Source organism: Chryseobacterium sp. WG14 (genome assembly GCF_024586945.1).
Classification (GTDB): domain Bacteria; phylum Bacteroidota; class Bacteroidia; order Flavobacteriales; family Weeksellaceae; genus Chryseobacterium.
In genome coordinates this window covers 87,598-106,883 of sequence record NZ_JALCZD010000014.1, presented here as the reverse complement: position 1 = coordinate 106,883, position 19,286 = coordinate 87,598, and the positions used below count along the sequence as shown (strand labels likewise).

General features: G+C 37.3%; 19 protein-coding genes. 10 read left to right on the top strand and 9 right to left on the bottom strand.

Annotated features, from left to right (window positions below):
* The first annotated feature begins 3 nt into the window (after positions 1-3).
* From MP478_RS19690 to MP478_RS19675, 4 genes are all read left to right on the top strand, one after another.
* The gene (locus MP478_RS19690; RefSeq protein ID WP_257201407.1) at positions 4-906 is read left to right on the top strand and encodes an AraC family transcriptional regulator; all 903 of its coding nucleotides are present in this window, start codon (positions 4-6) and stop codon (positions 904-906) included.
* Between the two features lie 72 nt (positions 907-978).
* Complete coding sequence (locus MP478_RS19685; protein WP_257201406.1) at positions 979-1,635, top strand: hypothetical protein; 657 nt, start codon at positions 979-981, stop codon at positions 1,633-1,635.
* Between the two features lie 41 nt (positions 1,636-1,676).
* Complete coding sequence (locus MP478_RS19680) at positions 1,677-2,141, top strand: DoxX family protein (protein WP_257191052.1); 465 nt, start codon at positions 1,677-1,679, stop codon at positions 2,139-2,141.
* A 9-nt stretch (positions 2,142-2,150) separates the two neighbouring features.
* Entirely contained in the window at positions 2,151-2,954 is an 804-nt protein-coding gene (locus MP478_RS19675; RefSeq protein WP_257201405.1) for an arylamine N-acetyltransferase, read from the top strand.
* A gap of 65 nt (positions 2,955-3,019) precedes the next feature.
* Here the strand turns inward: MP478_RS19675 and MP478_RS19670 are convergent, their stop codons facing one another.
* A complete protein-coding gene (locus tag MP478_RS19670) occupies positions 3,020-3,964 on the bottom strand; it encodes a hypothetical protein (protein WP_257201404.1) in 945 nt (314 codons plus the stop codon).
* 326 nt (positions 3,965-4,290) lie between these two features.
* Between MP478_RS19670 and MP478_RS19665 the strand changes: the two genes are divergently transcribed.
* From MP478_RS19665 to MP478_RS19650, 4 genes are all read left to right on the top strand, one after another.
* A complete protein-coding gene (locus tag MP478_RS19665) occupies positions 4,291-4,626 on the top strand; it encodes a twin-arginine translocase TatA/TatE family subunit (RefSeq protein ID WP_047485241.1) in 336 nt (111 codons plus the stop codon).
* 3 nt (positions 4,627-4,629) lie between these two features.
* Entirely contained in the window at positions 4,630-5,196 is a 567-nt protein-coding gene (locus MP478_RS19660; protein WP_230034733.1) for a phosphatase PAP2 family protein, read from the top strand.
* Complete coding sequence (locus MP478_RS19655) at positions 5,193-6,008, top strand: tetratricopeptide repeat protein (RefSeq protein ID WP_257201403.1); 816 nt, start codon at positions 5,193-5,195, stop codon at positions 6,006-6,008. Before MP478_RS19660 ends, MP478_RS19655 begins: the two co-directional genes overlap by 4 nt.
* A gap of 395 nt (positions 6,009-6,403) precedes the next feature.
* Positions 6,404-6,859, top strand: a complete 456-nt coding sequence (locus MP478_RS19650) for a tRNA (cytidine(34)-2'-O)-methyltransferase (RefSeq protein ID WP_257201402.1) — start codon at positions 6,404-6,406, stop codon at positions 6,857-6,859.
* A gap of 75 nt (positions 6,860-6,934) precedes the next feature.
* On the opposite strand, the gene MP478_RS19645 is transcribed toward MP478_RS19650, so the two are convergent.
* Both MP478_RS19645 and MP478_RS19640 read right to left on the bottom strand, forming a co-directional pair.
* Positions 6,935-7,408: a 23S rRNA (pseudouridine(1915)-N(3))-methyltransferase RlmH gene (locus MP478_RS19645; protein WP_047485233.1), complete on the bottom strand. Its 474-nt coding sequence runs from the start codon at positions 7,406-7,408 to the stop codon at positions 6,935-6,937.
* Between the two features lie 166 nt (positions 7,409-7,574).
* Positions 7,575-8,561, bottom strand: coding sequence for a GlxA family transcriptional regulator (locus MP478_RS19640; RefSeq protein WP_257201401.1), 987 nt, complete (start codon positions 8,559-8,561; stop codon positions 7,575-7,577).
* A 119-nt stretch (positions 8,562-8,680) separates the two neighbouring features.
* On the opposite strand from MP478_RS19640, the gene MP478_RS19635 reads away from it, so the two are divergent.
* Both MP478_RS19635 and MP478_RS19630 read left to right on the top strand, forming a co-directional pair.
* Complete coding sequence (locus MP478_RS19635; RefSeq protein ID WP_257201400.1) at positions 8,681-9,130, top strand: DUF1569 domain-containing protein; 450 nt, start codon at positions 8,681-8,683, stop codon at positions 9,128-9,130.
* A gap of 252 nt (positions 9,131-9,382) precedes the next feature.
* Complete coding sequence (locus MP478_RS19630; protein ID WP_230034744.1) at positions 9,383-10,396, top strand: YihY/virulence factor BrkB family protein; 1,014 nt, start codon at positions 9,383-9,385, stop codon at positions 10,394-10,396.
* Here the strand turns inward: MP478_RS19630 and nhaA are convergent.
* The 6 genes from nhaA to MP478_RS19600 all read right to left on the bottom strand — a co-directional run bounded on the left by nhaA (position 10,393) and on the right by MP478_RS19600 (position 19,286).
* Positions 10,393-11,571: a Na+/H+ antiporter NhaA gene (nhaA, locus tag MP478_RS19625; RefSeq protein ID WP_257201399.1), complete on the bottom strand. Its 1,179-nt coding sequence runs from the start codon at positions 11,569-11,571 to the stop codon at positions 10,393-10,395. The two genes, MP478_RS19630 and nhaA, sit on opposite strands and share 4 nt — an antisense overlap.
* 2 nt (positions 11,572-11,573) lie before the next feature.
* On the bottom strand, positions 11,574-13,784 hold the full coding sequence (locus tag MP478_RS19620) for a bifunctional (p)ppGpp synthetase/guanosine-3',5'-bis(diphosphate) 3'-pyrophosphohydrolase (protein ID WP_257191059.1): 2,211 nt from the start codon (positions 13,782-13,784) through the stop codon (positions 11,574-11,576).
* Positions 13,785-13,894: 110 nt separating this feature from the next.
* Complete coding sequence (locus MP478_RS19615) at positions 13,895-14,260, bottom strand: hypothetical protein (RefSeq protein WP_230034751.1); 366 nt, start codon at positions 14,258-14,260, stop codon at positions 13,895-13,897.
* A gap of 634 nt (positions 14,261-14,894) precedes the next feature.
* Positions 14,895-16,802 carry an acetate--CoA ligase gene (gene acs, locus MP478_RS19610; RefSeq protein WP_257191060.1) on the bottom strand — a complete coding sequence of 636 codons (1,908 nt, stop codon included), beginning with the start codon at positions 16,800-16,802 and terminating at the stop codon, positions 14,895-14,897.
* Between the two features lie 58 nt (positions 16,803-16,860).
* Entirely contained in the window at positions 16,861-18,744 is a 1,884-nt protein-coding gene (locus tag MP478_RS19605) for an AMP-binding protein (RefSeq protein ID WP_257201398.1), read from the bottom strand.
* Between the two features lie 179 nt (positions 18,745-18,923).
* Positions 18,924-19,286 carry a response regulator transcription factor gene (locus tag MP478_RS19600; protein WP_257201397.1) on the bottom strand — a complete coding sequence of 121 codons (363 nt, stop codon included), beginning with the start codon at positions 19,284-19,286 and terminating at the stop codon, positions 18,924-18,926.

The following is a 19,286-nucleotide window of genomic DNA, read 5'->3' as shown; positions in this document are numbered from 1 at the left end:
GATATGAAGCGTATTCCTCAATATAAGCCGGATGAATTTAAACCGATCCTTAATCTGGACTGGGTAGGGAAGGCTATGTTGAAAAAAGGGCTGAACGAATTCTTTATAGAGCCACTTCAGGTTCTCAGCGAAGCAAAAACTCCTTCCCAGCCACATCGTAAAACGGTAAACGATTTTGTGTTTATAAAAAAAGGATTTCTTGAAAAAATGGTTTGTTCAGATACGTTTTCTGTACAGGAAAATATGATGATCCTTCTTCCTCCGTACAAGATCCGTACATTTATTAAAAAAACACCGGATATTGAAGGGTTCTACTGTCATTTTTCCGATGATTTTATTGCAGAAGGTCCCGGGTTGAAATATCTGCAGGATATTCTGAGTTATACAGAGGTTAAAAACAATCCTACACTATATCTGGATGAACAACATCAGGAAAGGATTTACCTGATTTTGCAGCAGATGGAAAGCCTTTATGCAGCCACTGATAATATGGAACTGCTGAGGCTATATCTTTTTACCCTATTGGGAGAGATCCGGCATTTTATAGAAAAGCTTCCGAAGCAGAATCTCTCGGTTAATGAAACCATTGCATTAAAATTCAGAAGGTTGATAACCAGTCAGATTCAGAATTTACACGCTGTAAAAGAATATGCAGATCTGCTTAATGTTTCCCCCAATCATTTGAATAAAACAATAAAGAAAGCAACCGGAAAAACGGCTTCTGAGATTATCACTGAAGCTCTTTTGATGGAAGCAAAGGCTTTACTCTCCTTACCGCAATATACTGTTTCTGAAGTCGCTATGGCCTTAGGAATAGAAGATATTTCTTATTTTTCCCGTCTATTTAAAAAGCATACCGGTATCAGTCCTTCAGAGTATAGAAAAGGGATTGATTTATCCTACTAATGGATGCATCTGTTCTAACCTTATCTTGTTGTATTTAAGAATTTTGTAAGTACAATTATGATGGATTAGAAAATGAAACAAATATTACTTTTCAGTGTTGGATTGGCACCCTTATTATTTTTTTCTCAAAATAATAAACAACTTCCCAATCCTCCTGTTGTCTTTGAAGCTTTAGCCGGCAATAAGGGAATTGCTAGCCAGATGACAATCAATAAAGGTTTTCAGGAGGTCAGAGGATTGGGGTTTTTTAGTGCTGCCAATATTTCTTCAAAATGGAATGAAGACCGTTCCAATGATGCGATGATTCAGGTGAATATAACTTATGAGGTGATAAGAAATATCCGGGTGCTGGGTGGAATGCATTACACGCCTACTACCGGGCTTAGACCCACCGCAGGATTATTATACTCATTAAGCACTCCCGAATTTTTACTGATTGTCAATCCCCGATTTATTGGATTTTCCGAAAAGAGTGTTGCAGAAGGGATGATATTATTGGAATATAAACCTGTAATCAACGAAAACTGGAAAGGATATTCGCGGGTTCAGGCCCTTTATTCGGAAACTATAAAAGATGGAGCACATGCCCGTAGCTATCTGATGCTTCGGCTTGGTGTAAGTTATAAACCCCTCACTTTTGGACTTGGCGCCAATTGGGATCGCTATGGACCCTTTAAGGAAAGTAAACAGAACTTTGGGGTATTTGCCGCCATCAGGCTATTTAACTAAAATATATACATTTTTACTCTAATTATTTTATTCTTATTACTATGAAACATTTAATTTTTCAAACGAATAATACCTGGACCGGGACTTTGCTGAGATGGACAATAGGTATTGTATTTATACCTCACGGGCTGCAAAAAACGTTGGGTTTATTTGGAGGAATGGGATGGAGCAAAACAATGGATTTTTTTACAGAAAGCTTACATCTTCCATATTTTGTAGCGTTTACGGTTATTTTGGTGGAATTTTTGGGCTCAGTATCACTGTTACTGGGTTGGGGAACCAGATTCTGGGCTTTATCATTTATAGGATTACTGACCGGAATTATGTTTACTTCTCATTGGGATAACGGATTTTTTATGAACTGGTTTGGTACCCAAAAAGGTGAAGGATGTCAGTTTGATATTCTTGCGATTGGAATAGTTGTAGCTTTGCTTATTGAAGGAGGAGGAAAATTATCCGTAGACCATTGGATTTCTTCTAAAAATATCCTGAACAAAGAATCATAAATGAAAGTCATGAATCAGTTAAAATTAGAAAAATATCTGGAAAGAATCCATTTTTCCGGAATCCCGGAAATGAATATGGAAACACTGAAAAGAATCCATCAGCTTCACCCTCAGTACATTCCTTTTGAGAATATTGATCCCTATACCGGAAATGTTCCGTCTCTGAATCCGGACGATATTTTTAACAAATTGGTAAATGAATCAAGAGGAGGCTACTGCTATGAGCAAAATTTACTTTTAAAGGAAGTTTTAACTTTTCTTGGATTTACGGTTGAGCTGCAGCTAGGAAGAGTGTTATGGAAGAGAGAGGAAAATGCTAAGTCTGCCAAAACACATGCATTGCTGACTGCTGAAATTGACAATCAAAAATATCTTGTAGACTGTGGTTTCGGAATAGTAACACTTACAGCTCCCTTGCTTCTAAATAATAAAGAACCCCAGGAAACCCCGAATGGTTTGTTTAAGGTTTCTCAGAAAGATGGATCTTATATGCTTTGGATATGGAAAGAAAAATGGCTTCCGATCTATCGTTTTGCTCTGGAAAACGTAGAACCTTTAGATTGGGAGATTGCCAACTGGTATCTCTCTACTTATCCCGAATCTATGTTTAAGAAAAACCTTGTACTCTCAAAAGTGGATGAAGAGGCAAGATATACTTTTAGCGATCACACATTGAATATACGGAGAGAAACAGAAGAAAAAGAATCAGTAGCCATAGAAAGTGATGAACAGTTATTTCAGATATTGAAAGACATTTTCGGATTACAAGAAAATGCAGTGAAGCTTTTAAAACAAAAAATAACTAGTGAATAATTTACAGAGCAAAAGGAAGTCCATGGACTTCCTTTTACCTTTTAAAAATTGAATTCTTATGAAAATTAAGGGTAGAGTGATTTTGTACCATTGCTTACAATATTGCTTCCCAATCCTGAAAAGGATACTGAGAAATTGCTTGTATTAAAACTTAAAGACCCGGTAGGAGTACAAAGACCTAAAGCATACCGACATTGCCCATATGCCCCGGTTCTTTTAATAACTTTACTTTCGCTTTTTGCTTTTCCTAAACTGATATTCCCCCAGTCGCTTACATCAACATTTGAAACAGTGGAACCTGAATAATAGATGGTAATCTGATATCCGATTTCTCCTCTTTTAGAGCCCCAAAGCCAATTGGCAGTCCACCATTGTTTATACCATTTGGAAACCACTCTTGCCGTTGAGCTGTTTGATACCTCAGAATTTCCTCTTGTATCCATCAGGACCAATCCACCAAAGACATTATCCCAGACAATACCCGAGTCATTATAAAAACAGAGTGTAGTAAATTTTCCATTTTTACCATCCCATGATACTTCCATGACATTAATACCTGCTTTTATCTCATCGGTAGCCATTTCTTTTAATCCTTTCTGAGCAGTGATCAGGGGGCCTCCTGAATATAAGTCTCCAATTTTACCAATTTTTACAGAAGAAGGATCCGCAATATTTCCCAACCCAATAAACTGATCCTTATCAGAAATCAGGTTTTGAGAGATTTCAAGACCTTTTTGAGTGGAAATTTTTCCCAGAACACTAATTCCTGTGATCTGAAGGTCGTTGTTTAAATGTTTTGCAAGATTTTTTCTGGATTCATCAAGCTGTATCTGAACCGTTTGGGGAACAGCCTGTACACCGGGAATAATTTCTTTCTTAAGATCAGTTACAGAGATTTTAGCCTGGGTTGTTTCCTGTTGTGGAGCTTCATTGCTTTCATTCTGGCAGCTGCTTAGTGCTAAGACTGACAAAACAGCAAGAAATTTAAAGGGGGTTAGTAATTTTTTCATATAAAAAGTATTTAGATTGTGTAGGGTAAATATACTAAAACAGACATTAAATCTCGTTATTTTGAATTAATTATTTGTTAATATGTTGTTCTCAGGGCGAAATAATTCAGGAATCGGAAATTGAATATGGGGGAGGAAACAAAAGGCAAGAGACCAGGAGACGTAGAGAGTGGAGATGAGAGATAAGAGAGATGAGAGGGTGGGTGTAGCTGATACCTATAAATTTCAAACTTTAAATGGTGAACGTTAGGATATGAAATCTTAAAATTTGTTTAAAATTTTAAATTACATTAAAGAGATGTTATAATCTTTCGTAATTTTACAGCATGGAATTAAGCATTGGAGAAATGGCACTCATTGCCATTGCAATCGTTGTATTATTCGGACCGGATAAACTTCCTCAGATTGCACGTGATTTAGGATCAGGTGTAAGAAAAATGCGTGGAGCAGTGGAAGATATCAAAACTGAGATTATGAAAGAAACGGATAATCCTGTTTCCGAAATCAAACGTGAAATTGAAAAGGTAAAAGATGCTGCCAAAGATTTCAACCCGGTTAATGATATCAAAAAAGATATTTTAACAGAACCTCTTGCATCTAATGAGCCTCCAAAACTAAAACCTTCTGAAGATGAAACTTATGAAGGACCTGTAAGCAGATAAGGTATGGAGGAGATTATTCAGGAAGATAAAACGGTATTTCTGTACCTTAATAATTTGGGAGACCCTTCTTTCGATCAGCTCTGGATGTTGATTTCCAGTACCTGGATCTGGGTACCTCTTTATATTATATTCCTTTATTTTTTATACAAAAACTATAAGCTGAGATCTTTAGTTTTTATTCTGATATTTTTGGCATTGGGAGCAACGGTTTCTGACCAGCTGGCTAATGTTTTCAAATTTGGGGTTGCCAGGCTGAGACCTTGTCATGATCCTACACTGGAACATTCTATGAGGATTGTGAAATGTGGAGGGCAGTATGGATTTTATTCTGCACATGCTTCCAATACCTTCTTTCTAGCGGCTTATCTGGGAATTTTATTAAAAAAGAAAATTAAATGGTTCCCATATGCTATATTTGTATGGGCTATAGTGGTTTCCTACAGCCGAATTTATTTAGGAGTGCATTTTCCGATAGATATTTTGGTGGGGGCGTTTGCTGGTTCTTTATTGGGAGTGATATTTGGTGCACTCGCCAAAAAAGTGATCAACAAACAAAATATAACACCATGAAAAAACCTTTATTACTTTTAGCTTCTATTTGTTTCTCCCTCAATTTCTATGCTCAGGATAAAAAACTGGCTGAAGAATGCTTTAAAAAGGCCGATTATAAATGTGCTGAGGAACAGTATTCAAAATTAGCAGAAAAAGAACAGATTCAGAAATTTCAATCCGAGTATTACAATAACCTGGGAACAGCACAAAGAAGGCTGGGAAAGGCTACAATGGCTTTTAAATCCTATGAATCTGCACTGATCGCCAACCCTATGTCTGCTCCTGTATATGCCAACCTGGCGTCATTACACAGCCAGAAAGGAAATAAAGCAAAAGCACTGGAATATGTGGATAAAGGTCTTCAGGTAGACCCTGAAAATACGGATCTGTACCTGACACGTTCCAAAATCTACGACAGCCAGGGAAAAAAAGATCTGGCTATTAAAGATCTTAATCAAATTCTGACCTTTGCACCGGATAATATTTTTGCGAAAACGGGATTGGCAAATCTGAAGAAGAGCAGTGGCGATCTTGACGGGGCTTTAAAAGATTATAACCAGCTTATTGCTGAAAAGCCGGAATCACTTTTGTACAATGGACGCGCAGATGTGTATCTTAAAATGAAAAAATACAAAGAATCCCTTACAGATGCCAATAAAGCAATTTCCATTGATCCCAAATTTGCCCAATCTTATGTAACCAAAGCATTGGTCTTATTTGATACTGCCAAACCTAAAGAAGCTTGTGAGAATCTTGATAAAGCAGTGACCTTTGGGTATGAAAAAGCTGTATTGGCAGATTATTACGCTAAATGCATCAGGAAATCATAATAATTTCAATATAAATTTTCGTTTCCCATCATGCCTTATGATTGGGTTTGATTAATAATTCATCTAGCCTGTTTAATTAATTAAAATTGAGTCACAAATGCTGAGTGAAATGCTATAGACACTTTAGTTTATTTTAAGTTTAAGCTGATTGAAAATAAAGAATACACTTAAGCAAAAAATCTTTGATTTTTTTTTAAAACTTACGTGAGCTTTAGTAAGCTTATTTTCACAGCTTTATTAAGCTTAAGTGTTCAAGAAACGTTGTGATTTTTGACTACGTCGAAATAACATTCATCGACTGAAAGGAGATAATCTTCGATTTGTGGTTAAAATAAAATTCATCAATAATAAAAATGTACTTCTAAAAAGTGAATGAAGTAGATAAAGAAAAATAAATGTTAAATATTGTTTTAGTAGAACCCGAAATACCCAATAATACGGGTAACATAGGAAGATTATGTGTAGGAACGGAAAGTAAATTACATTTGGTTCATCCTTTTGGATTTGTGATTAATGATAAAAACCTGAAACGTTCAGGGTTGGATTATTGGGTGCATCTTGATGTTTCCGAATATGCCAATGTAGAAGAATGGGTGAAAAATATTCCGGATCTTTCACGGGTTTTCCTGATGAGTTCGCATGCCGAAAAATCATATCTGGAAACCGATTTTCAGGATGGGGACTGGCTGGTTTTTGGAAAGGAAAGTAAAGGCTTAAGTCAAGAAGTGCTGGACCGTTTTGAGAATCATTTAACGATTCCTATGTCAAAATTAATCAGGAGTTTTAATATTGCCAATTCTGTTGCCTTTGTAGTAGGTGAGGCCAAAAGGCAGATTAACTCAAAAGCATAATATATTTCTTGTAAAAGTTATAATAAAGCTGTTGTTTACTGAAAAAACTAAAAAATGTTTCTACAATAGACCATTTTAGTCATTGTGATAGGGTTTTCCCTGCAGGATCTGATCAGCCCTGTAAAGCTGTTCAACAATAAATAACCGGATCATCTGATGGGTAAATGTCATTTTAGATAATGACATTTTTTCATTGGCCCTGCTGTACATTTCTTCTGAAAAACCGTAAGCACCACCAATCAGGATATGTACTTTTTTCACAGAGGAATTCATCCAGTTATCAATTTTCTGAGAAAATTCACGGCTGGTAAACTGTTTTCCTTTTTCATCAAGGATGACAACAAGGTCGTTTTTGTCTATATGGTTGAAGAATAGCTTAGCCTCTTCTTTTTTTAGAAGATCTGCAGATAAGTTTTTTGCATTTTTAACATCCGGGATTTCTGTAATTTCAAAATTCCAGTGCTTGGGCAGGCGATTGAGATAGTAATTGATCAGGGAAGTAATTTCTTTATCGTCCGTCTTGCCGATACAAAGTAAACTGATTCGCATTATAAGAAGTTTGAGGCCGCAAAGATAAGTCTTTTTAATTTATCCGGGATTCTGATGCTATCTCTTACGCTGTAAACTCCTGCTAACAACCCATTACTTTCACACCTCCAGTCCCATATCTTCAGTCTCCAATCTCAAGGTCTCCTGTCTTTACTCTCATTCCACATCAATCCATAACACGGCTTTTATATCTGTTCCTGTAATCTGCGGGGGTTAATCCTGTAACTTTTTTAAACAGGGTTCTGAATGTTTTCAAATCATTATAACCGATACTGTAGGTGACATCAGCAATATTACCTTCGCCGGACTCCAATGCCTTTTTTGCTGCCTCTACTTTTATCCGTTGAATGTATTCTATAGGATTCAATGTAGTAGCGGTTTTAAACCTTCGGATAAAGTTCCGTTTGCTCATATTTACCTGGTGGGCAATATGCTCAACAGAAATATCTGTTTTGAATTTTTTTTCGATATAGGTTTGTGCTTGATGAATTTCATGATCATTATGAAGACGCTGCCCCGAAAAAATGGTAAAAATGCTTTGAGAGGTCCGTCCGTAATCCAAAGCATAATACTTACTGAGTTCTATAGCAATTTCTTTGCTGCAATTTTTTTCGATGAAATATAACATGGCATTTAATGAGGAAAAGCCCCCGCCCCCGGTAATAATTGCTTTGGAGTGAGTAACTACATGATCGGGTTTAAAATCTATCTGTGGATACCTCTTTTGTAAATCTTCCATAGCTCCCCAATGTGAAGTAGCCGGCATGCCATTGAGCAAACCGCATTCAGCCAAAAAGTAAGCACCGGTACATAAGCTGATAATCTCGGCTTTTTCCTGATATTTTTTTTCTATCCAACCGATCAGTGAATGGTTTTGCTTAAGCAATACATCTATTTGCTGAAGGTCCATACTTGTTGGCGGAATAATAATGACATCAGTATCAAAATCATCTGATATTGTTTTTGAACACTGAAACTGTATGGGAAGATTGGATTGTACTGTTTTCTGATGAACTCCAATTAACTCTATAAGAAAAGGAGCAGGCATACCTCTTTCTACCGCAGCTTCGTTTGCACTGGACAATAATGCCGCTGTAGTGGATACGGCAGTAGACATGATATGATCATACACTATGATTGAAATATGTTTCATGATAGGATGAATAGATATCTTAAAAATAAGCAAATTTTGGCACAAAATACACTACAGAATGTCATTTTAACGTAGGGACAGTCTTTAAGAGGTGTTGTAATTTTACAAAAAGATATATTATGAAAACTATATTTAACAAACCGGAAAGGGAAGAGCTGATGGAAAGAATCAATACACTGAATTCCCAAAATACGGCCCAATGGGGTAAGATGAACCTGTATCAGATGATGAAACACTGTACCCGATGGAATGACTGGGTATTGGGAAACGGAGCGTATTCTTACAAACAGGAGTTTTTGGGAAAGCTGTTTGGAAAAATGGTTTTAAAAGGGATGGTAAAAGATGATAAGCCAATGAAAAAGAATTCGCCTGCCGGTATTTTTACAGTTAAAGAACAAAGTGGAGATATACAGCATCAGAAAAAGATATGGCTTGAGCAGATGGCTGCTTATGAAAACTTTTCAAATCCGGAATTTATCCATGATTTTTTTGGCAAAATGAAAACAGAGGATATCGGTATTTTTGTGTACAAGCACATGGATCATCATTTAAGACAGTTTAACGCCTGAGGCTAAAACGTGATTTGTATTATTTCAAATCCTTTTTGCCTGGGTTAAAAAGTATTGCATCAATAACGATGAATATTTTATGATTTTAATACTTCTTGTTTATCAACCTCAGTTCTACACAATTCAGTGTTGGAAGCAGGAGGCAGAAAATGTTTATATTTGTAATGAGAGATGGATGAAATTTATGAGATACTTATTAAAATGAGTGTTTCAGTTTTTTATTGCTTTCTTAATTACCAAATTATAACATAGATGAGTATAAAGGTTCCCAAATTTATCCTGAAAGTTCAAGAGTTTTTTGATGACATCCATATTCCTGTTTTGGGAATATCGCTGTGGCAGATGTTTCAGATTTACATCTCAGGAATTTTTAAAGGTAAAATAGGCAGAAAAGCAGCTGCTATTTCCTGGAGCTTTACCATCAGTTTATTTCCGTTTCTTCTGTTTTTGCTTTCGGTTTTACCCTATATGCCGCATTATGATAAGCTTCAGTTTTATATTTTTGAAGTATTGATGCATAATGTTTTTCCTTCCAATATGGAAGGGGATGTCAGGGGATATATAGAAACCAACATTATTCCCAATATGAAGGGTATCAGTAATCTTACCATTGTACTGGCGCTGGTTTTTGCTACCAACGGTACATTTTCCCTTATCAACGGATTTAATGAAAATACGGATGAAAAGCTCAGTGATGTTAAAGAATTTATTCTTTCATTTTTTATCACCATTGGCTTTATTACCATCGTATTTCTGGCTCTGTTTGGAGTTTATTATGTGGAAGTGGTGATGAAACTTTTCACACCTGCCTATGATGTTACGTGGCTGGTGGATAACCTTTCCAGTATTATTGGATTTGTGTCCTTCCCTCTGTTTTATTTTATTCTACTCACCTTATTTTACTGGCTGGGCACAGTGAAAATTACCCGTTTCAGACAGGCGGTTCCCGGAGCGGTTCTCACGACGATATTATTTGTCCTTACGACTTATATTTTCGCTATTTACGTCAAAGATATAGCCCGTTACAATGTGCTTTACGGCTCGATTGGAAGTATGATCCTGCTGATGGTTTGGGTGAATGTGAATGTCTATCTTCTCCTGTTCGGAAACGAACTCAATATGGCTATCAGAAAGCTTAGAATAGAGAAGCTGTTGTCTGATGAAATTCAAAAAGAGACCACTCATTATCACAGCCAGATTACAGAACCTGATTTTGAGAATAATAAGGAACACCAATGGAAAATGGAAAACCGGAAGAAAGATTAATTTTCTTCCAGTTCCGGATGTTCTTTAGAGCTCATGCTTAATATGGTATATCCTAACACTGCAGCTAAGAATGAAGCGATCAGAATAGCAAATTTAGCTTCATCCTGGATCGGAATTTCGTTTTTAAAGGACAGCAATGCTATAAAAATAGACATGGTAAATCCGATTCCGGCCAGTAAACCTACACCAATCATTTGAGTCCAGTTGCTGTTCTGAGGTAAGGAACTCAATTTCATTTTGATCGCAATGAAGGAAAATAAGTTTATTCCAATCAGCTTTCCTAAGATCAGCCCACAGATAATTCCCAGTCCCAGAGTACTTGTAATGCCGGCAACCATTTCGCTGGAGAAAGTAATATTGGTATTGGTTAATGCAAAAATAGGCATGATCAGAAAACTTACAGGGACATGGAGCTGGTGCTCAAGCTTTTCCAGAGGTGAAATATCTACATTGGAAGCATTCGTAGGAATTGAAAATGCGAGTAAAACTCCCGCTATCGTTGCATGGATACCCGAATGATGGAGGAAATACCATAAAAATAATCCCGGAATAATATAAAATATAATGCGGGTAACTTTTAAAAAGTTTAGCAGGAAAAGGAGAGCCGTTATTCCCAGTGATAACAGAAGATAGCTCCAATGGATTTGCTCTGTATAAAAGATGGCGATGACAAGAATTGCTCCAAGGTCATCTACAATAGCTAATGCCGCAAGAAATATCTTAATTGAATTGGGAATTCTCTTTCCCAACATTGAAATAATAGCCAGTGAGAACGCAATGTCTGTAGCCATAGGGATACCCCAGCCGCTGCCATATTCTGTTCCTGAATTGAACAGACTGTAAATAGCTGCGGGTACCAGCATCCCGCCTACCGCAGCAAAAATAGGCAGTGAAGCATTCTTAAAAGAGGATAGCTCGCCTTCTACAAGCTCTCTTTTTATTTCAAGACCTACCAAAAGAAAAAATACAGCCATCAGACCATCATTGATCCAGATGCTGACAGGATATTCCAGTCCAAATAGGTGAGTTCCCACTTCCTTGTCTAAAAAGTGCTGAAAAGCTTCTGCAGTTGATGAGTTAGCAATTAATAATGAAATAAGCACACAGAAAATAAGAATAATTCCTGAAGCTTGGCTGTTGTTGAAAAATTTTTTAAAATAAAGAGATAAATTCATATTTATGATTGAAGGCGTCTTACAATGGAAACGCCGTTAATATTTTTAAGTTTTTTGAAAGTTTCTTCCAGCTGACCCTTGTTTTTTACTTCAAGGTTGATATTTCCTGTAAAAACTCCGTTGTTCGATTCAATAGACATGCTTTTCATATCCATTCCCATACTTCCACTGATGACAGCAGTAATATCATTAATCATTCCCATCCTGTCTAGCCCTTCAATTTCGATCTTCACTCTGTCTTTGAAGCTTTCTGCATTCACCCATTTGGCAGGGATCACACGGTAATCGTATTGGGCTCTGAGGTTGATGGCATTTGGACAGTTGTCACTGTGCACTTTGATTCCGTCAGAAATGGTAATAAATCCGAAAATTTTGTCACCGGGAATTACCGTACAGCATTTTGCGTAGCTGTAGTTCAGTTTTTCTTCATCCTTACCAAAAACAATCATATCCAGATTTTGCTCTTTCGGCTCTTCGAAATGTAGATTTTTTGTCGGAGATTTTCTGAATCTTGAAAGTAAATTATTGAATACATTTTTACTTTCAATATATTTTCTTAAACTGCTTACATCCAGTTCATTACTTTGGAATTTAAGGAAGAGCTCCTGTGATGATTTTAAATTAAAGAATTTTTGAAGTTTATTGATTTCTTCATCATTAAAGTTGATCTTCGCATGGCGCAGTTTTCTTTGTAAAATTTCTTTTCCATCTTCTACCAGCTGGTTTTTCTGGGAATTCAGGTAACTTTTAATCTTGGATTTGGCCTTGGAAGTCACTACAAATTCCAGCCAGTCAGATTTTGGTTTCTGATTTTGTGAAGAAAGGATATCTACCTGATCACCGTTTTGAAGGGTATAGGAAATCGGAACCAGTTTCCCATTAATCTTAGCTCCCAGGCATTTCATCCCTAAATCCGAGTGAACGGAAAAAGCAAAATCCAAAGCGGTCGCATTAGTCGGAAGAATCTTGATTTCTCCTTTTGGCGTAAATACAAATACCTCTTTAGAATATAAATTAAGCTTAATATTATCCAAAAGTTCAGAAGTAGAAAGGTTCTGCTGCTGTTCCAGCACATCGCGGATCTCCGTTACCCATTTTTCAAAATTCCTGTCATCGGAGCTTTGTTTATAGCCCTCTTTGTATTTGTAGTGGGCAGCAACTCCTTTTTCAGCAATTTCATCCATCCTTTCTGAACGGATCTGCACTTCGATCCATTTTTTATCAGGCCCCAGAACAGTCAAATGTAAACTTTCATAGCCTGTGGAACGCGGTTGTGTAATCCAGTCCCGCATTCTTGACGGATTACTGTGGTATACATCGGTAACGATAGAATAAATCTTCCAGGCCAGGAATTTTTCGTTTTTGGCATCAGATTTATAAATAATTCTGATCGCATAGTTATCAAAAACCTCTTCAAAAGAAACCCCCTGCTTCAGCATTTTCCTGTAAATAGAGGAGATTGCTTTCGCACGTCCTTTGATAGTGAAATTTAGACCTTCTTCCTTGAGTCTTTCTGAAACCTCGGTCTTGAATTCTTCAATATATCTCTCACGGTTTTCCTTAGCCAGTTCCAGCTTTTCTGTAATTTCGTTATATACCTCCGGATTGTTGTACTTTAATGAAAGATCTTCCAGCTCAGATTTAATGTTATATAAACCTAAACGGTGGGCCATTGGTGCATAAATATAAACTGTTTCTGAAGCTATTTTTTTCTGCTTATCCGGAGCCATGCTTTCCAGGGTCCGCATATTGTGAAGACGGTCCGCAATTTTAATCAGAATTACCCTGAAATCTTCAGAAAGTGTCAGTAAAAGTTTTCTGTAATTTTCAGACTGTACAGAGATGTTCTGATGGTTCATGATGGATATTTTGGTCAATCCATTCACGATACCTGCGATTTTTTCTCCAAAGATTTTCTTCAGATCTTCATAGGTATAGTCGGAATCTTCAATAACGTCATGAAGAAGAGCACAGGCAATGGAGGTAGCTCCCAGGCCTATTTCAGTCGCTACAATTTTAGCAACGGCAATAGGGTGGTAGATATAAGGTTCTCCGGATTTTCTCCTTTGATCTTTATGGGCATCCAATGCAATGTCGAAGGCTTTTCGAATGAGTTTGTTGTTTTCCTCATCCAAAGTCCTGTAGGTGTTAGAAATCAGATCTTTATATCTCGCAAGGATTTCTTTATTCTCTTGTTCTAAGTCGTAACTCATTTGTGTAAATACCTATATTTAGACGAAAATACGAAAAATTTTACGTTTTTCAAGCATAAAAAATCCGTAGAATATTTCTACGGATTCCCGGTTACTAGGTTTTATGTTGATTAGAACTTCACTTCAGAATTCATACCGTCACTTGACATTTTGAACTTAATGTCAGGACTGTTATGAATTTCAGCCCTGTTTCTTGCATCTATATATTTTTTTATAGTATCGTAATGGGCCTGATCGATGCTCATATTTTCAAACAAATACGTCTTTAAGACAATGTGCTGGTCGAAAATATTCCGGGCACTGTCTGTCTGGCTGCTATCTTTCACCGCCACACTTGCCAGATATTGTGCGTGATTATTTTCATTGTTAAGGTATATGATATAATCCGAATTTTCGAATCCTGAGTTTTCCAGATCATTTTCCAGTTTTTTGTAATCGCTGTTGTGCTCAAATAGCCCAGCTAATATATTTGACATAATTAATGGGTTTTAAAGTTGTTATTAAAGTTAGTAATAATTTTCCGATTTATTTGAATAAAAATCAATAAAAATTATCTATTATTATTCTATCTATAAAACATTGTTAAAATATTTGAGGATATCTATTGAACGCGTGTTTAATATTGTGATTGAAATAATGAAATAGCTCAGGGTAATTAAAAAAAACGCAAGGCTCGCCAAGTTCACCCCTTGGTATGTTTTTATTTTCGATCGCAAAGGCACTTCGTTCAGCAATGTGATGCATTCTTAGCTAAATGTCATGGCTTTGCAATCTTTTTTACAGTAATTTTTTTGTAAAACTCTTAGCGTTTCTCTGCTTTTAAAAATAAAATACAATTCAGGGTAATAAAAAACGCAAAGCTCGCCAAGTTCATTCCCTGGTATATGTTTATTTTCGATCGCAAAGGCACTTCGTTCAGCAATGTGATGCATTTTTAGCTAAATGTCATGGCTTTGCGATCTTTTTTACAGTAATTTTTTTGTAAAACTCTTAGCGTTTCTCTGCGTTTAGAAATAAAATATAAATAACCTGAAAAGTTTAAGGTAAGCAATATAAAAAGAGACCGGTTCGATGGTTGAAACGGTCTCTCTATTTATGTTCTGAAAGTAATTAAATTCTTTCATTCTTAATTTCCTCTACAATCTCCGGGTTCAGTAAAGTACTGATGTCTCCGAAATTGCTGAAGTCACCTTCTGCAATTTTTCTCAGTATTCTACGCATAATTTTTCCGGAACGGGTTTTAGGAAGTCCTGAAACGAATTGTATCTTATCGAGCTTGGCAATAGGCCCAATCTGATCTGAAATCAATTGGTTGATTTCTTTCTTAAGGTTTTCCTTATCACGGCCTTCTCCTGTTTCTTTAAGGGTTACATACCCATAAAGTGCATTTCCTTTGATATCATGCGGATACCCTACTATTGCTGATTCTGCAACGGCAGGATGCTGGTTGATACTGTCTTCAATCGGTGCTGTTCCCAAATTATGGCCGGAAACAATGATCACATCATCCACACGGCCTGTAATTCTGTAATATCCCACCTCATCTCTCAAAGCACCATCTCCGGTAAAATATTTTCCGGGGAAAGCTGTAAAATAAGTTTCTTTATACCTTTGGTGGTCTCCCCAGATCGTTCTTGCGATTCCCGGCCATGGAAAGCGGATGCAGAGGTTTCCTGTCACCTGATTTCCTGTAATTTCGTTGCGCTTGTCGTCCATTAAAACCGGCTGTATTCCAGGTAAAGGAAGAGTAGCATACGTAGGTTTTGTAGGAGTTACAAATGGAAGAGGCGAAATCATAATTCCTCCTGTTTCAGTTTGCCACCAGGTATCCACAATCGGACATTTTTTCTTTCCAACATGATCATTAAACCAGTGCCATGCTTCATCATTAATAGGTTCACCTACAGAGCCTATTACTTTTAAAGAGCTTAAATCATGCTTGTCTACCCATTCTGCACTTTCTTTGGCTAAAGAACGGATAGCTGTAGGGGCGGTATAGAACTGGGTGATCTTATGTTTTTCAATCACTTCCCAGAAACGGTCCGGTTCAGGGTAGGTGGGAACTCCTTCAAAGATAACGGTAGTGGCTCCGTTTAACAGCGGTCCGTAAAGAATATAAGAATGTCCTGTGATCCATCCAATATCTGCTGTACACCAGTAAATATCATTTTCTTTATAGTTGAATACATTTTTAAAAGTATAGGCGGTGTATACCATATAACCGGCGCAGGTATGAAGCATTCCTTTTGGCTTTCCTGTAGATCCGGAAGTATAAAGAATGAAAAGAGGATCTTCGGAATCCATAATGACAGTCACGAAATCAGGAGATGCTTTTTCGTACAGGTCGGCCAGCCAATGATCTCTGCCGTCCTTCATTTTAATCTCGTTATGGGTTCTCTTTACTACCAGTACATTCTCTACAGTCGGAGTTTTTTCCAATGCTTCATCTACAATGCTTTTTAAATCCAAAACTTTATTACCCCTGTAGCTTCCATCCGAAGTAATAACCATTTTAGCGCCACAGTCATTCACCCTTGAGGCCACTGCAGAAGCAGAGAATCCAGCGAAAATAACAGAATGAACAGCTCCTAATTTGGCGCAGGCCAGCATGGTAACCGCTAATTCAGGAATCATAGGAAGGTAAATACAGACTCTGTCTCCTTTTTCAATTCCCATATCCCGTAAAACATTGGCTGTTTTATTGACTTTGGTGTAGAGTTCATTATAAGATATATGCTGTGCTTCTTCTTTAGGATCATTAGGTTCCCAGATTATAGCTGTTTTGTCTCCTCTTACGGCAAGATGTCTGTCTATGCAGTTTTTAGTGATATTGAGTTTGGCATTTTTGAACCATGTGATCTTAGCTTCATTCATATCGTACTTAACAACCTTGCTCCATCGCTGATACCACACGAAGTTTTGATCAGCTACCTTGTCCCAGAATTTTTTAGGATTTTTGATAGACTTTTTATAATCTTCAAAATATTGTGGTAAATCTTCTATTAAGTAATTTCTCATATCCCTTTCGTTTTTTTTGAAATTTTATTATACTTTAAATTTATGTTTAAATTATCGTTTAAGCTTTATAAGCCTCGATTTTTTCCTGAATTTCTTCAATAATTTTCTCATCGTCAATGGTAGATGGAATCTGAAAATCTTTCCCGTCAAGTAATGTTCTGATAAGCTTTCTTAAAATCTTTCCAGATCGTGTTTTGGGTAATCGCTTGACCACCATAGCGTTCTTTAAAAAGGCAACCGCACCAATCTTTTCACGAACCATTCGGATGATTTCTTTTTCTATTTCTTCTTCTGATACCGCTGTTCCGTTTTTTAAAACCACTGTTGCAAAAGGAATCTGACCCTTTAAATCATCGTCAATGCCCACGACGGCACATTCTGCTACATCGGGATGGGAGGAAACAATTTCTTCCATTTCCGAAGTGGAAAGCCTGTGTCCGGCAACATTGATTACATCATCCACTCTTCCGGTAATAAAAATGTAACCGTCTTCATCCTGGATAGCGCCGTCTCCCGAAAAATAATAACCGTTGTATTGGGATAAATAACTGTCCTCAAAGCGTTCATGATCTTTCCATATTCCGAGTAATGCACCCGGAGGAAGGGGAAGCTTGATCACAAGGTAGCCTTCATGATGTGGGCCAAGTTCCAATCCGTTTTCATCAAAAATTTTAATATCATATCCCGGAATAGGTTTTCCTGCAGAAGCTCTTTTGATGGTGTACTGATCTGAGGTCAGTAATCCCAGCATGGGCCATCCTGATTCTGTTTGCCACCAATGATCAATGGCCGGAACTCCTATATGCTCTGCAAACCAGTCCAGTGTTGCTACATCACAGCGCTCACCTGCTAAAAACTGTTTTTTAAAATGGAAAAGATCATATTTTTTGACTAATTCCCCATTGGGGTCTTCTTTCTTGATAGCTCTGATAGCGGTAGGAGCCGTAAACATAGCGGAAACCTTATATTCTGAAATAATCCTCCAGAAAGTTCCTGCATCAGGCGTCATGATGGGTTTTCCTTCAAAAATAATAGTCGTATTTCTATTGATTAGCGGCCCATACACAGAGAAACTATGCCCAACGGCCCATCCGAAATCCGAGGCTGCCCAATAGGTTTCTCCCGGTTCAACTCCATATACGTATTTCATGGAAAATTGTAAGGCTGTAGCATAACCACCGGTATCACGAACGATCCCTTTAGGTTTTCCTGTGGTTCCAGAGGTATAAAGAAGGTAAAGAGGGTGGGTGGATTCCACTGAAATACAATCAGCCGGTGCTGACTTCTGTACCAGCTCCTCATAATCAATGAGTCCGTCAAACATTTCATGCTGGTTATCTACCAATTTTCTGTTGTAAACGACAATATGGTCCACTTTATCCTGTGCCAGTTCAATTGCTTTTTCTACCAAAGGAAGATAGGGTATTCTTTTAGCGATTTCTATGCCTGCTGTTGCGGTGATTAGCACTTTAGGTTTGCAGTCGTCAATTCTTACCACCAATTCATGAGGGGCAAAACCCCCGAAAACTACATTATGAATGACCCCAATTCTTGCACAAGCCAGCATGGCAAAAAGAGTTTGTGGAATCATGGGCATGTAGATTACTGCAGTGTCTCCTTTTTTTAATCCTAAAGAAAATAATCCTCCTGCAAGCTTTGAAATTTCTTCCTTGGCCTGGTTGAAAGTATAGGTTTTCTTTACACCTGTTACGGGTGAATCATAAACAATGGCATCCTGATCCCCAAAACCATCTTCAATATGCCTGTCAATGCATAAATAACACATATTGAGTTTTCCGTCAGAAAACCATTGAGGATAGCCGTTACTATCTTTTGAAAGGATCTTTTGCGGGAACTCGAACCATTGTATTTCTGCGGCCTGGTCTTTCCAGAAGCTTTCTTTATCTTCTATGCTTTGTTTAAATAACGTATCTGTCTTCATAAGAATAGTCGTGTGTTTGGTTTAATACGCTTGTCAAGGTTTTAAACCTTGACAAGCGTAAGTAGTCGTTTTAGTGTGATCTAAAGGTGAAACAGTCCCTTCTTTTCATCTCATGTCTCATATCTCATATCTCGTGTCTCTTATCTCTTATCTCTTATCTGAAATCCGGCATCACACCTCTATCCAAACATCTCCTCAATCTGCTGCATCAGTTTCTTAATCGAATAAGGCTTCGTTACATAAGCGTCAGCTCCCATTTCAAGCCCTTTTTCAATATCTCTCGGATTGTTTTTGGCACTGAGAAAGATAACTTTTGTGTCTTTCATTTTATTATCCTGTTTAATGAGATCCAGCGTGCTGTATCCATCAAGGTTCGGCATCATGATATCGAGAAGAATCACATCGGGAATCATTGTCTTTAAAAATTCCAGAACTTCTGTTCCGTCGCGTGCAATATAGACGTCATATCCGTTTTTCTTAAAGCTGTATTCCAGCGACATTAATATTTTGTGTTCGTCATCTGCAATGATTATCTTTTTCAT

Coding starts and splice junctions, on each gene's coding strand:
- MP478_RS19690 (WP_257201407.1), top strand. CDS start 4: ATGAAGCGTATTCCTCAATATAAGCCGGATGAATTTAAACCGATCCTT.
- MP478_RS19685 (WP_257201406.1), top strand. CDS start 979: ATGAAACAAATATTACTTTTCAGTGTTGGATTGGCACCCTTATTATTT.
- MP478_RS19680 (WP_257191052.1), top strand. CDS start 1,677: ATGAAACATTTAATTTTTCAAACGAATAATACCTGGACCGGGACTTTG.
- MP478_RS19675 (WP_257201405.1), top strand. CDS start 2,151: ATGAATCAGTTAAAATTAGAAAAATATCTGGAAAGAATCCATTTTTCC.
- MP478_RS19670 (WP_257201404.1), bottom strand. CDS start 3,964: ATGAAAAAATTACTAACCCCCTTTAAATTTCTTGCTGTTTTGTCAGTC.
- MP478_RS19665 (WP_047485241.1), top strand. CDS start 4,291: ATGGAATTAAGCATTGGAGAAATGGCACTCATTGCCATTGCAATCGTT.
- MP478_RS19660 (WP_230034733.1), top strand. CDS start 4,630: ATGGAGGAGATTATTCAGGAAGATAAAACGGTATTTCTGTACCTTAAT.
- MP478_RS19655 (WP_257201403.1), top strand. CDS start 5,193: ATGAAAAAACCTTTATTACTTTTAGCTTCTATTTGTTTCTCCCTCAAT.
- MP478_RS19650 (WP_257201402.1), top strand. CDS start 6,404: ATGTTAAATATTGTTTTAGTAGAACCCGAAATACCCAATAATACGGGT.
- MP478_RS19645 (WP_047485233.1), bottom strand. CDS start 7,408: ATGCGAATCAGTTTACTTTGTATCGGCAAGACGGACGATAAAGAAATT.
- MP478_RS19640 (WP_257201401.1), bottom strand. CDS start 8,561: ATGAAACATATTTCAATCATAGTGTATGATCATATCATGTCTACTGCC.
- MP478_RS19635 (WP_257201400.1), top strand. CDS start 8,681: ATGAAAACTATATTTAACAAACCGGAAAGGGAAGAGCTGATGGAAAGA.
- MP478_RS19630 (WP_230034744.1), top strand. CDS start 9,383: ATGAGTATAAAGGTTCCCAAATTTATCCTGAAAGTTCAAGAGTTTTTT.
- nhaA (WP_257201399.1), bottom strand. CDS start 11,571: ATGAATTTATCTCTTTATTTTAAAAAATTTTTCAACAACAGCCAAGCT.
- MP478_RS19620 (WP_257191059.1), bottom strand. CDS start 13,784: ATGAGTTACGACTTAGAACAAGAGAATAAAGAAATCCTTGCGAGATAT.
- MP478_RS19615 (WP_230034751.1), bottom strand. CDS start 14,260: ATGTCAAATATATTAGCTGGGCTATTTGAGCACAACAGCGATTACAAA.
- acs (WP_257191060.1), bottom strand. CDS start 16,802: ATGAGAAATTACTTAATAGAAGATTTACCACAATATTTTGAAGATTAT.
- MP478_RS19605 (WP_257201398.1), bottom strand. CDS start 18,744: ATGAAGACAGATACGTTATTTAAACAAAGCATAGAAGATAAAGAAAGC.
- MP478_RS19600 (WP_257201397.1), bottom strand. CDS start 19,286: ATGAAAAAGATAATCATTGCAGATGACGAACACAAAATATTAATGTCG.